The organism is Ruegeria sp. G5 (assembly GCF_056533365.1).
In genome coordinates this window covers 66,700-79,177 of record NZ_JBQFOK010000004.1, presented here as the reverse complement: position 1 = coordinate 79,177, position 12,478 = coordinate 66,700, and the positions used below count along the sequence as shown (strand labels likewise).

General features: G+C 58.7%; 11 protein-coding genes. 2 read left to right on the top strand and 9 right to left on the bottom strand.

What is annotated here, in order from left to right; all coding sequences use genetic code 11:
• Positions 1-83: 83 nt before the first annotated feature.
• The 3 genes from rpsD to ACR0BD_RS08395 form a co-directional block, all read right to left on the bottom strand.
• Positions 84-704 (bottom strand): 30S ribosomal protein S4, encoded by a 621-nt coding sequence (rpsD, locus tag ACR0BD_RS08405; RefSeq protein WP_170325974.1) that lies wholly within the window; start codon positions 702-704, stop codon positions 84-86.
• Between the two features lie 195 nt (positions 705-899).
• Complete coding sequence (locus tag ACR0BD_RS08400; RefSeq protein ID WP_480829947.1) at positions 900-1,394, bottom strand: hypothetical protein; 495 nt, start codon at positions 1,392-1,394, stop codon at positions 900-902.
• A gap of 187 nt (positions 1,395-1,581) precedes the next feature.
• Complete coding sequence (locus ACR0BD_RS08395) at positions 1,582-3,864, bottom strand: adenosylcobalamin-dependent ribonucleoside-diphosphate reductase (RefSeq protein ID WP_480829945.1); 2,283 nt, start codon at positions 3,862-3,864, stop codon at positions 1,582-1,584.
• A 129-nt stretch (positions 3,865-3,993) separates the two neighbouring features.
• On the opposite strand from ACR0BD_RS08395, the gene ACR0BD_RS08390 reads away from it, so the two are divergent.
• Positions 3,994-4,425: a DUF1489 family protein gene (locus tag ACR0BD_RS08390; RefSeq protein ID WP_480829943.1), complete on the top strand. Its 432-nt coding sequence runs from the start codon at positions 3,994-3,996 to the stop codon at positions 4,423-4,425.
• Here ACR0BD_RS08390 and hisG read toward each other — a convergent pair.
• The 3 genes from hisG to hisS are packed head-to-tail and all read right to left on the bottom strand — an operon-like array spanning position 4,422 to position 7,687.
• Positions 4,422-5,111, bottom strand: a complete 690-nt coding sequence (gene hisG, locus ACR0BD_RS08385) for an ATP phosphoribosyltransferase (protein WP_480829942.1) — start codon at positions 5,109-5,111, stop codon at positions 4,422-4,424. The two genes, ACR0BD_RS08390 and hisG, sit on opposite strands and share 4 nt — an antisense overlap.
• Positions 5,108-6,196 carry an ATP phosphoribosyltransferase regulatory subunit gene (locus ACR0BD_RS08380; protein ID WP_480829941.1) on the bottom strand — a complete coding sequence of 363 codons (1,089 nt, stop codon included), beginning with the start codon at positions 6,194-6,196 and terminating at the stop codon, positions 5,108-5,110. Before ACR0BD_RS08380 ends, hisG begins: the two co-directional genes overlap by 4 nt.
• Positions 6,197-6,199: 3 nt before the next feature.
• Positions 6,200-7,687 (bottom strand): histidine--tRNA ligase, encoded by a 1,488-nt coding sequence (gene hisS, locus ACR0BD_RS08375; RefSeq protein ID WP_480829939.1) that lies wholly within the window; start codon positions 7,685-7,687, stop codon positions 6,200-6,202.
• A gap of 124 nt (positions 7,688-7,811) precedes the next feature.
• On the opposite strand from hisS, the gene ACR0BD_RS08370 reads away from it, so the two are divergent.
• Entirely contained in the window at positions 7,812-8,006 is a 195-nt protein-coding gene (locus ACR0BD_RS08370) for a SlyX family protein (protein ID WP_480829938.1), read from the top strand.
• A gap of 4 nt (positions 8,007-8,010) precedes the next feature.
• On the opposite strand, the gene ACR0BD_RS08365 is transcribed toward ACR0BD_RS08370, so the two are convergent.
• The 3 genes from ACR0BD_RS08365 to dnaE form a co-directional block, all read right to left on the bottom strand.
• Entirely contained in the window at positions 8,011-8,376 is a 366-nt protein-coding gene (locus ACR0BD_RS08365) for a hypothetical protein (protein ID WP_480829937.1), read from the bottom strand.
• Positions 8,377-8,381: 5 nt separating this feature from the next.
• Positions 8,382-8,594, bottom strand: coding sequence for a YMGG-like glycine zipper-containing protein (locus tag ACR0BD_RS08360; RefSeq protein ID WP_480696572.1), 213 nt, complete (start codon positions 8,592-8,594; stop codon positions 8,382-8,384).
• A 90-nt stretch (positions 8,595-8,684) separates the two neighbouring features.
• Positions 8,685-12,185 (bottom strand): DNA polymerase III subunit alpha, encoded by a 3,501-nt coding sequence (gene dnaE / locus ACR0BD_RS08355; protein WP_480829936.1) that lies wholly within the window; start codon positions 12,183-12,185, stop codon positions 8,685-8,687.
• Positions 12,186-12,478: the final 293 nt, after the last annotated feature.

The window sequence follows — 12,478 nt, the reverse complement described above, 5'->3', positions numbered from 1 at the left end:
ATCATGTTTGAAATTGGGCGCGCAATACAAAAAAACCGCGCCTGAACGGCGCGGTTTCTGAAATTCGTAAGGATGAGCGAAGATTAGTTCTTCGCGTAGAATTCGACGACCAGGTTCGGTTCCATCATGACCGGGTAAGGTACATCGCTCAGACCCGGTGCGCGCACGAAAGTCGCAGTCATTTTCGAATGGTCGGCGTCGATGTAGTCGGGAACATCACGCTCGGCCAGCGCGACAGCTTCCAGAACAACAGCCAGTTGCTTGGACTTGTCACGCACTTCGATCACATCGCCTTCTTTGACGCGGTAGGACGGGATGTTGACCCGCTTGCCGTTCACCTTGACGTGGCCGTGGTTCACGAACTGACGTGCGGCAAACACGGTCGGTACGAACTTGGCGCGGTAGACAACGGCGTCCAGACGGCGCTCCAGCAGACCGATCAGGTTTTCACCGGTGTCGCCTTTGACACGCTCAGCTTCGGCGTAGATGCGGCGGAACTGCTTCTCGGTCAGGTCGCCGTAGTAGCCTTTCAGCTTCTGCTTGGCGCGCAGCTGCAGACCGAAGTCCGACAGTTTGCCCTTGCGGCGCTGACCGTGCTGGCCGGGGCCATATTCACGACGGTTGATCGGGGATTTCGGACGGCCCCAGATGTTTTCGCCCATCCGGCGGTCGATTTTGTACTTGGCAGACGTGCGTTTGGTCACGGCTGATCTCCTTCGTTTAGGTCGAGGCCCTGTAAGGCCACTATGAAGGGCGTTGTCCTCTTGAGGTTTCCCCCATGACAGGCATCCCCTTGCGGGGGCCACCAACACCAATGAAGCCGCGCTTATATCTGCAGTCAGGGAAGAGTCAACACGTCAGGCCCAATGCCTTTTCGTTTTTTCGCAGGCCCAGAGCCTTCAGTCCATCAACGGGCCGGAATTCGCAGCCGGCAGACGCGGAACCGCGTGAATATCGGGATCCATGTTGGGACGCGCGGGAAACGCAATCACGGTATCCGGAGCGCGCTCGATTTCGTCGCTGCCAGTCTGAATTTCTACAACTTCGTCGACCCAGAATTCCTGTTCACGTGCAGGACAGGCACCTTCGAATACCAAAACCGGTTCAGTTCGTTCAGACGCCGAATACAAAAGAGCCGAAAACTGCTGCGCTCCGTTCGTCAGAATCACAACGCCATGCGCGTCTGAAGCCAACTCATGCTGATTTAAGAAATCGTCAACCGTGTTGGAGGATGGCCTTGCACCCAGGTCACCTTGCGTATCGAAAACGATTGCACGTCCCCGCCATGACCACGCGGCCCCGACTTTCAGGAAAGACAACGGCGCGTTTTCAAGCCCGTCCAGCTCTGTTTGCGCCCAAGATATGGCTATGCAACCGTTGTGCCCGGTTCTCATTATTACCGCCCGTACTTTTAAACACGTCACTGCTCACTTATGCGTTCTTATCAGCGGAAATTTTGTCAGAAAAGAGACGTTAACATTACGTTCATAAAAATGTTGCTAAAGAGATTCAGATTTCGTCGTCTGGCGGAATATTCTCCCGCCAAAACGCACTCTTTTTAATCAAACTGGCAACACCGCTTTAGCCACACTTGGAATGGCCGCAACTGCGACAGGTCATACAGCCTTCGATCATCGCCATATCGAACTGTCCACAAGATGGGCAGGCTTTGCCGCGCGGTGCATCCATGTTCACCACCTGCGCTTGCGGATCCGATTTCAAGCCCATACCCTCGCCTTCCAAAAAGCCGATATTGATCAGATGCTGTTCGATGACACCACCGATGGCGGCAAGGATTGAGGGGATGTATTTCCCTTTGACCCACGCGCCGCCGCGCGGGTCAAACACGGCTTTCAATTCTTCGACCACAAAGGACACGTCCCCACCGCGACGGAAGACGGCCGAGATCATACGCGTCAGCGCCAGCGTCCAGGCGTAATGCTCCATGTTCTTCGAGTTGATGAACACCTCAAACGGGCGACGTCGGCCGCCAATGACAATATCGTTGATGGTCAGGTAAATCGCATGCTCGCTATCGGGCCATTTCAGCTTGTAGGTCGACCCCTCCAGCGATTGAGGCCGGTCCAGAGGTTCAGACATGTAAACGACTTCGCCGCCATCGACTTCATGCGGTGCGTCCACACTTTCACCCGGCGCTTTGTCATCGCTTTCCGAAACGGTCAGCACTGATCCGGTTACATCGTTGGGGCGGTACGTCGTGCATCCTTTGCAACCCTGATCCCAAGCCTGCATGTAAACGTCTTTGAATGCATCAAAGCTGATATCCTCGGGGCAATTGATCGTCTTTGAGATTGAGCTGTCGATCCACTTTTGCGCTGCTGCCTGCATCTTGACGTGATCGGACGGTGACAGTGTTTGCGCGTTGACGAAATAGTCGGGCAGCTCTTTGTCACCAAACTTGTCGCGCCACATCTGCACCGCATAGTCGACGACCTCTTCCTCGGTGCGTGACCCGTCTTTCTGCAGAACCTTGCGCGTGTAGGCATAGGCAAAGACCGGTTCGATCCCGGACGACACATTGCCCGCATACAGTGAAATCGTCCCGGTCGGCGCGATCGACGTCAGCAAAGCGTTCCGAATACCATGTTCCCGGATCGCATCCCGCACATCTTCGTCCATCTGCAGCATCGTGCCGCTTGCCAGATATTTCTCGGCATCGAACAAGGGGAATGCGCCCTTTTCCTTCGCCAAGTCGACCGACGCCAGATACGCGGCGCGGGCGATCGCGTGCAACCAGCGCTCGGTCTGCCGCGCCGCCTCGTCTGACCCATAGCGCAGACCCAACATCAACAGCGCGTCGGCCAAACCAGTTACGCCCAACCCGATGCGGCGTTTGTCTTGCGCCTCGGCCTCTTGCTCTACCAGCGGGAATTTCGAGGCATCCACCACGTTGTCCATCATGCGCACAGCGGTGGCGACAAGTTCCTGCAATGCCTCTTCGTTCAGATGTGCCGCCTGCTCGAAGGGTTGGGCCACCAGACGGGCCAGATTGATCGAGCCCAACAAACACGCCCCATAAGGCGGCAACGGCTGTTCGCCGCAAGGGTTTGTCGCCGCGATGGTTTCCACATAGCTAAGGTTGTTTGCCTGGTTGATCCGATCAATGAAGATCACGCCCGGCTCGGCATAGTCATAGGTCGCCTGCATGATCTTGTTCCAAAGATCACGGGCCTGAACGGTGTGATAAATCTTACCGTCGAACACCAACTCCCAAGGGCCATCGGCTTTGACTGCCTCCATGAACGGGTCGGTCACCAGAACCGACATGTTAAACATGCGCAGACGCGCCGGATCGGACTTGGCGGTGATGAACTGTTCGATATCCGGATGATCACAGCGCATCGTCGCCATCATCGCCCCGCGGCGCGAACCCGCAGACATGATCGTCCGGCACATTGCGTCCCACACGTCCATAAAGCTCAGCGGGCCTGAGGCATCCGCCGCAACCCCTTTTACATCTGCCCCACGCGGGCGGATGGTCGAGAAATCATATCCGATCCCCCCACCCTGTTGCATGGTCAGCGCGGCCTCTTTCAGCATGTCGAAAATGCCGCCCATGCTGTCGGGCACAGTGCCCATCACAAAGCAGTTGAACAACGTCACCTGCCGCGCGGTGCCTGCGCCTGCGGTGATACGTCCGGCCGGCAAGTATTTGAAATCTTCCAACGCCTCATAGAACTTATCTTCCCAATGAGCCGGGTCCTTTTCCACCCGCGCCAGATCGCGGGCGATACGTCGCCAACTGTCCTCGACGGTCTGGTCGATGGGCGTGCCATCCGCCTGTTTAAAGCGGTATTTCATGTCCCAGATCTGCTCGGCGATGGGGGCGGCAAAGCGGCTCATTGGTGATTCCCTGTGCTGAAAGAGGTATCCAGACTACCCTAAATCACAACTAAACCACAACACCTTGATGACAAGCCTCAGAGGACTACAATATAAAGACTGACCTCGGGACGACTCTGTGGGAAAACTGTGGATAAGTATGTAAACCTCATAAAACTGTCGGTTGGATCCGAAAGCGTCGATACGCTGATGGCGTGGCAGGACAGCCGCAGACCGCTGTATGAGGATGGTTGCCCGCGCCATGTCACCCGCATGTGGCCCAAGCGAGAGGCCGAGGTTCTGAACGGCGGATCAATCTATTGGGTGATCAAGGGCGTGATCCAGTGTCGCCAAAAGGTGCTGCGACTGGATGAAGTGCGCGGTGAAGACGGTATCCGACGCTGCGCAATCGTACTGGACCCCGAGGTGCACCGCACGCAAAACGCGCTGAAACGCCCATTTCAGGGGTGGCGCTATCTGAAACCCGAAGATACGCCTGCCGATCTGCCCAAAGGGCGCGAGCAGGACGACGCCCTGCCCGATGATCTGAACCGTGCGCTGGCAGAGATCGGTGTGCTTTAACGCAGCCGGTCCAGAAATTCTGACAGAACCGCCTTTTCCCCCGCGTCGCATTTGGCCACGCGGCTACGCCACAGTGTCGCTTGCGATTTCAAGATCAGCCCGTCAGACAAAATCTTCAGGTGATTTGCCCGCAAAGTCTCACCGGTCGAGGTGATATCAGCGATCGCCTCGGCGGTTTCATTCATCACCGTGCCTTCGGTCGCGCCCTGGCTGTCGACCAAAGTGTAGTCCGCGACACCCGCATCAGTGAGGAACTCACGCACCAATCTGTGGTACTTGGTGGCGATACGCAGCCGGTGCCCGTGGGCTTTGCGAAATCCTGCAGCTGCCGCGTCCAGATCGTCCAACGTATCAACGTCGACCCAACAAGCCGGTGTCGCGATGATCAGGTCGGCCTTGCCGAAACCCAAAGGCGCGATTTCTTCCACCTGCTGCTCCCACCGCGGTAGTTTTTCATGCACCAGATCAACTCCGGTCACGCCCAAATGGATACGCCCCGCGGCCAGTTCACGCGGGATTTCCCCTGCCGACAGGAGGATCAACGAGACGCCTTCAATCCCGTCAACCTTACCTGCGTACTCGCGATCAGATCCGCTGCGCGACAGGGTGATGCCGCGCTTTTCGAACCACGAAAAGGTCTTGTCCATCAACCGACCCTTCGAGGGCACGCCCAGTTTCAAGCTCATTGCGCGGCCTCCTCGATCTCAAGCATCAGGTCGGGGCGGATTACGCCCCCTATGGCGGGGATTTCAGCCCCGCCACCCAACTGCCGCGTCAGCGCGTCATAGCGCCCACCGGTGGCGATGGGTGGCAGATCCGGACGACCCTCGGCGTAAAAGCCGAAGACGAAACCGTCGTAATATTCCATCGAGGTCCGGCCATAAGACGCCTCGAAATCGAGCACCTCAACATCCACCCCACGCGCCTGCATTGCCGCGACCCGCGCTTCAAGGCGATCCAGAGCAGGGGTAATCTGCGGTAGGTCAACCGCCACGTCGCGCAATTGCTCTAGCGCGAAAGGCATGGTTTCGCGCACGGCCAACAGGGAATCCAACCCGCCCATTTCGGTCTCGGAAATTACGCCTGCGTCGCGGTCCAATCGCAAAGCTTCAATTCGGTCTTCGATTTCAGACACCGTTCGCTTGCCAATCATTGGCGCGCTTGTGTGCAACGGCGTATCCGCATCCAGCAACGCGGCCCGGCTTTCCGGGTCAGGCTTGCGGCCCCCAAAACGGTCCAGCAGGACACGGAACCGACGGGGACGCCAGAGATGCCGCATCAAGGCTGCCTTGCGGCGGTCCGTCGTGCGCAGCCCCTGAACCGCAGCCGTCAGAATGCCAATATCCCCGGTCGCCGCGCGCAGGGGCAGACCCCGCAGTTGCAGGGCGATCAGCGAAAACACCTCGGCATCGGCCCCGGCGGGGTCTTCACGGTCAAACACCTCATACCCGACCTGGATATATTCGTTCGAACGGTCCGGGTCGTGTTCCTGCCGCCGGAACACCTCACCGGAATAGGTATAGCGCGCGGGCTCGGCCCCGTCGCGCATGTGCATCTGCACCACGGGCAGCGTGAAGTCGGGGCGCAGCATCTGCTCGCCCCGCAGCGCGTCCGAGGTCACATAAGCGCGCGCGCGGATATCCTCACCGTAGAGGTCCAGCAAGGTGCCCGCCTGCTGCAGCAAAGGCGGGTCCACGACTTGCGCACCTGCAGCCTCGAACCGGACACGCATCATCGCGGCGCGGGCCTGTATCTGGGAACGGTTGGGCATAGGTCAGTCCTGACTGTCCAGAATTTCGCGTACTTTGGCGACCAGATCGCCCCGAGGCACTTCGAACTGGCTGGGGCGTTCCTTCCATTCCTCAAGCGTGGCGCTTTCGGCGATCTTAGCACCAAGGATCAGGTCCTTGATCTGCACGATCCCATTGGCCTTTTCGTCGCCACCTTCGATTACCGCAATCGGAGAGTTCCGTTTGTCCGCGTATTTCAGCTGATTGCCAAAGTTCTTGGGGTTGCCAAGATAGACTTCGGCCCGGATGCCTGCATTGCGCAGCTCGGCCACCATCGCCTGATAATCAGCCATGCGGTCACGATCCATGACGGTCACAACCACGGGGCCCGTGGCCTGCGCCGCGATCCGGCCCTTTTCACGCAGGGCGGCCAGCAGGCGATCGACGCCAATGGACACGCCGGTCGCGGGCACTTCCTGCCCGGTAAAGCGCTTGACCAGATCGTCGTAGCGACCCCCGCCCGAGACCGACCCGAACTGCCGCTTGCGGCCTTTCTCATCGAATATCTCAAAGGTCAGTTCAGCCTCATAAACCGGTCCGGTGTAGTAGCCGAGACCGCGCACGACCGAAGGATCAATCTCGATCCGGTCCGCGCCATAACCGCCCGCATCAAGCAGAGCGCCGATCTGTTCCAATTCAGCGATCCCGTCCGCGCCGATCTTGCTGTCGCCCACGGCGGCACGAAGATTAGCAAGCGTGCCCGCGGTATCCGCAGCCTTCGAGGTCAGGAAGGCAATCACCGGCTCGGCCTGATCGTCGCTCAGACCAACACCATCGATAAACGCCCCCGAGGCATCCAGACGGCCCTTGGTCAGCAGCTCACGCACGCCAGCCTCACCCACCTTGTCGAACTTGTCGATAGTGCGCAGAACGTTGTCGCGGGCAGCGGCGTCTTCGCCCAGACCCATCGCCTCAAGCACACCGTTCAGAACCTTGCGGTTGTTGACGCGCACCAGATAGTCGCCGCGCGGGATACCCACGGTTTCCAGCGTATCCGACAACATCGCGCAGATCTCGGCATCCGCGGCCATCGAAGCCGTCCCAACCGTATCCGCATCGCATTGATAGAACTGACGATACCGCCCCGGCCCCGGTTTTTCGTTGCGCCAGACCGGACCCATCGCATAGCGGCGATAGGGCGTCGGCAGGTCGTTGCGGTGCTGCGCATAGACGCGGGCCAAAGGCGCGGTCAGGTCATAGCGCAGGGCCATCCAGTCGCCATTGCCGCCTTCGTCAAACTCCTGCCACGCAAACACGCCCTCATTCGGGCGGTCCACGTCGGGCAGGAACTTGCCCAGCGCCTCAACCGTCTCAACCGCGCTGCTCTCCAAGGCGTCGAACCCATAGCGATGATAGACATCCGCAATCGTCCGCAGCATCTCGGTGCGCTGCGAGACTTCCTGGCCGAAATAGTCGCGGAACCCTTTCGGCGTGACGGCCTTGGGGCGGGGCTGTTTCTTGGGCTTGGCCATGTGGGGCGTCCTTGCGGTTCATGTTCCGCGCGCGGTCTATCCCATGGCCCGCATCGGGGCAAGGCGCGCTTTGACTGGTCATGGCCCGCCCGTGCCGCTATGACCACGCCTAAAGGAGATCGCCATGCAGCATCTGGAAGAACAGATCGCCCATCTGACCCGAACGGTGGAAGAGCTGAACTCGGTCGTCACGACGCAACAATCCGAGATCGACCGCCTGACCCGGCGTGTCGAGATGCTGTTGCAGCGCGAGGCCGAACGGGCGCAGGAAGGGTCCGGCGGGGTCGTCTTCGGTGACGAGCGCCCGCCCCATTACTGAGCGCTTATAAGCCGAGTGTCGATTTCACCGCGTCATCGACAACACCACCCAACAGAGCATCCTTATCCGCAGCGCACCCTTCGGAAAGGGCTGCGATAAAGGCTTGGTGCAGTCCGGCTTTTTCTTCATCCGTCGTCGCGTGATCTTCGATATTGATCTGACGATTGTAGAGCGACAGTGCCGTCATCTTTTCAACAACGGCCACGACAAAGGCTTCGTCCCCGTCAGCCTCTTCGGCGATTGAGGCGCAGGTGTAGTGCATGACGGGCAATGCATCCTGCACCATCTGTTCCGCGGCCTCATCGGCCAAACTGAAGCTGGGCAAGATCAAAAACAGCCCGGTCGCGGCGGTTTGCAACGTTTTTCTCATCGCATTCATTTCCAGTTATGTCCGATAATGGCACCGGCGATGCCGCCAATGGCTGCTCCTCTGCCGTCGCCGATCAATGCACCTACGCCCGCTCCGATCAGCGCGCCTTCGATGGTTTGTTTCTTTTTCTTCTTGTCGTCCGCCAACCCGGCGGTGGCGGATACCGCTATCAGCGACGCGACGACCAAAGCCTTCACACCAATAGACCCAATGGACATGAATGTGCCCTCCTGCAAACATAACAAACTGTATTCTCAGGCCCCCAGCCTAGCGCCACAGGAACCTAGGGGCAACAAAGGTTGACGGCGTCAGATTTCCTCGACCGACAGGACGCCGTCCAGCGATTTGATCGCCCCTTTGATCTGAGGATTGATTGGGAAGCTCTGCCCCAAATCCATCTCAACATCGCCGGGCAAGCCTGGGTCAAGCAATAATAGCTGGACAGGACCCCGGGCTGCGTTTTTGGCAGCGGTTGCAGCATCCTCCAGAACCTTGGCAACGGTCGGCAAGGCCTGTGCGCCATCCACAAAAATGCGCAAACCGGTTGCACCCGCTTCGGCAACGACTGAGTCAACCGGCCCAACAGACCGCGCCAGCAGCTTGAGCTGATCGGACTCCATCGTCGCCTCGGCTGACAGAACGACCTGCGCGCCGGTTTCCAGAAAGTCGCGTGATTTCTCCAACGTTTCCGAAAACAGTGTCACTTCGTAGGCCCCGGATGGGTCAGAAAGTTGCGCGAACGCAAACCGATTGCCCTTGGCCGATTTCCTTTCCTGCCGTCCTGCAACGACACCCGCCATTTTCGCGATAAACGGCCCCGAGCGCGCCTTTTCCGTTACCTCATCCAGCGTAAGAACATGCTTGCGTTTCAGCGCGGGCATGTAGTCGTCCAGAGGGTGACCCGAGAGGTAGAAACCAATGGCCTTGAACTCTTCGCTAAGGCGTTCTGCTGGCAGCCAGTCCGGCGTGGGTGACAGGCGAGGTTCCGGCAAGTCGTCGCCCGCCTCGCCAAACAGCGACACCTGGTTCGAGTTTTTCTGTTCGTTGATCGCCGCCGAATACTGCACCAGCGGGTCTAGGCTTTCGAAGACGCGGCGGCGGTTCTTGTCGAGTTGGTCGAACGCGCCTGCGCGAGCCAGCATTTCCAGCGGGCGTTTGCCGACCTTTTTCAAATCGACCCGCCGGGCAAAGTCGAACAGGTTGACAAAAGGTTTGTCGGCCCGCCCCTCAATCACGAGGTTCATCGCCTCGACGCCTACGTTTTTCAGCGCGCCCAGCGCATAAACAAGCTCTCCATTCACCACGTCGAAGGTCGATTGTGACCGGTTCACGCAAGGTGGCACATAGGGCAGTTCCAGCCCCTTGCGGACTTCTTCGAAATAAATGGCCAGCTTATCAGTCAGATGAATATCGCAGTTCATGACACCCGCCATGAACTCAACCGGGTGGTTCGCCTTCAGCCAGCCTGTCTGATAACTGACTACCGCATAGGCCGCCGCGTGGGACTTGTTGAAACCGTAGTTGGCGAACTTGTCCAACAGGTTCCAGACCTCGGTCGCCTTGGCCTCATCCACGTTGTTCTCGGCGGCACCTTTGAGGAACTTTGGACGCTCGGCATCCATCGCTTCCTGAATCTTTTTACCCATCGCGCGGCGCAGCAGGTCCGCGCCCCCAAGGCTGTAACCCGCCATTTCCTGCGCGATCTGCATTACCTGTTCCTGATAGACGATGATGCCCTGCGTTTCGTCCAGAATATGATCGATGGACGGGTGCAGCATGTCGCGTTGGCTGAGCTTGTTCTTGACCTCGCAGAACTTTGGAATGTTCTCCATCGGGCCGGGACGGTAGAGTGCGACGAGGGCGATGATATCCTCAATACAGTCCGGCTTCATCCGCTTGAGGGCATCCATCATGCCCGAGCTTTCCACCTGGAACACCGCAACCGTTTTGGCGGCTGAATAGAGCTTGTACGTTGCCTCATCATCCAACGGAATAGCGTTGATCTCATTCACCGCGCCCTCGGCGGGTTCATACAGCTCGGTGCCATCGGGTGCGATGTGCAAATCCCGCCCGGATTTGAAGATCAGATCCATCGCGTTCTGGATCACGGTCAGGGTTTTCAACCCCAGAAAGTCGAATTTCACCAGCCCGGCCTGTTCCACCCATTTCATGTTGAACTGGGTCGCGGGCATGTCTGATCGCGGGTCCTGATAGATCGGCACCAGCGCATCCAGCGGCCGATCCCCGATCACCACGCCTGCCGCATGGGTCGAGGCGTTGCGCAAAAGCCCCTCAACCTGCTGGCCGTAGGTCAGTAAGCGATCCACAACTTCTTCGCTGCGCGCCTCTTCGCGCAGGCGCGGCTCGTCTTTCAGCGCTTTCTCGATGGAGACGGGTTTGACCCCCTCGACCGGGATCATCTTCGACAACCGATCCACCTGCCCGTAGGGCATCTGCAACACCCGCCCGATATCGCGCACCGCCGCCTTTGATAGCAACGCACCAAAGGTAATGATCTGCCCAACCTTGTCGCGCCCGTATTTCTGCTGCACGTAGCGGATCACCTCTTCCCGGCGATCCATACAGAAGTCGATGTCGAAGTCAGGCATCGAGACCCGCTCGGGGTTCAGGAACCGTTCGAACAGCAGTGAATAGCGCAGCGGGTCAAGGTCGGTGATCGTCAGCGCATAGGCCACAAGCGAGCCCGCACCCGAACCCCGCCCCGGCCCCACCGGAATGTCGTGATCTTTGGCCCATTGGATGAAGTCGGCAACGATCAGGAAGTAGCCGGGAAAGCCCATCCCTTCGATGATGCCCAATTCGAAATCCAGCCGTTCCTGATATTCTTCCACGCTCACCGCGTGAGGGATCACGGCCAGACGTTTCTGCAGGCCCTCGTTGGCGATGCGTCGCAGTTCGGCAACCTCATCGTCGGCAAATTTCGGCAGGATCGGATCGCGGCGATAGGCCATGAAGGCGCAGCGGCGCGCGATCTCGACCGTATTTTCAACGGCCTCGGGCAGATCGGCGAACAACGTCACCATTTCCTGCTGCGACTTGAAATAATGCTGCGCGGTCAGGCGACGACGACCTTCCTGCTGATCGACATAGGCGCCCTCGGCTATACAGATCAGCGCATCATGCGCCTCGTACATGTCCGAAGTCGGGAAATAGACGTCATTGGTTGCGACCAGAGGCAGGTTCTTGGCGTAGGCCATCTCAACATGGCCACGCTCGGTCAGGCGTTCCGCTTCGGGCTGGCCCCCTTCGCCCGGATGGCGCTGCAATTCGATATAGAGCCGATCCGGGAACATCCCCGCCAACCGATCCACCAGAGCCTCAGCTGCCGGGCGCTGCCCCTGTTGCAACAGCATCCCCACAGGCCCATCCGGCCCGCCGGTCAGACAGATCAGGCCATCCGACCGCTCGGCCAATTCATCCAACGTGACCTGCGGCAGTTGCCCGCCCTTATCCACGTAGAGGCAGGAACTCAGCTTCATCAGGTTCTCATACCCGACCTCGGACTGCGCCAGCAGTACCAGCGGCGCGGGCGCTTTGGGCTTTTCCCCCGGCTGCGCTTGCACATAGGTCAGATCGACCTGACAGCCCATGATCGGCTGCACACCGGCGCCACTTGCGGTCACCGAAAACTCCAAGGCCGAGAACATCGAATTGGTGTCCGTCACGGCAACGGCCGGCATCTCCATCTTCTCGCACAAAGCGGGCAGCTTTTTCAGCCGCACAGCGCCTTCCAGCAAAGAATATTCAGTGTGAACGCGGAGGTGAATGAATCGAGGGGTACTGCTCATACGGCCTACGCTATCCCAGGCCGACGCGCTGCAAAAGTCAGAACCGCGGCTTTGGTCTGCCTAAAAAATCAGCGCCGATTATTCGGCTTTTCCAGAAGGTGCTTCGGGCAAGGCTGTGCCGCGCTTTTAAAAAGCGCTTTATTTACAACAAACTGACCTTTAAACAAACGCGACATTCACAGGCCGTTCAGGTCCAATGGTGCATTATATAGGCAGTTTTTCTTGCCAGATCGGTTGCGCTGTTTCTAACATCTGACGGCAAGCAATCCGCCCGCCGCTCTTTCTACGTCGCA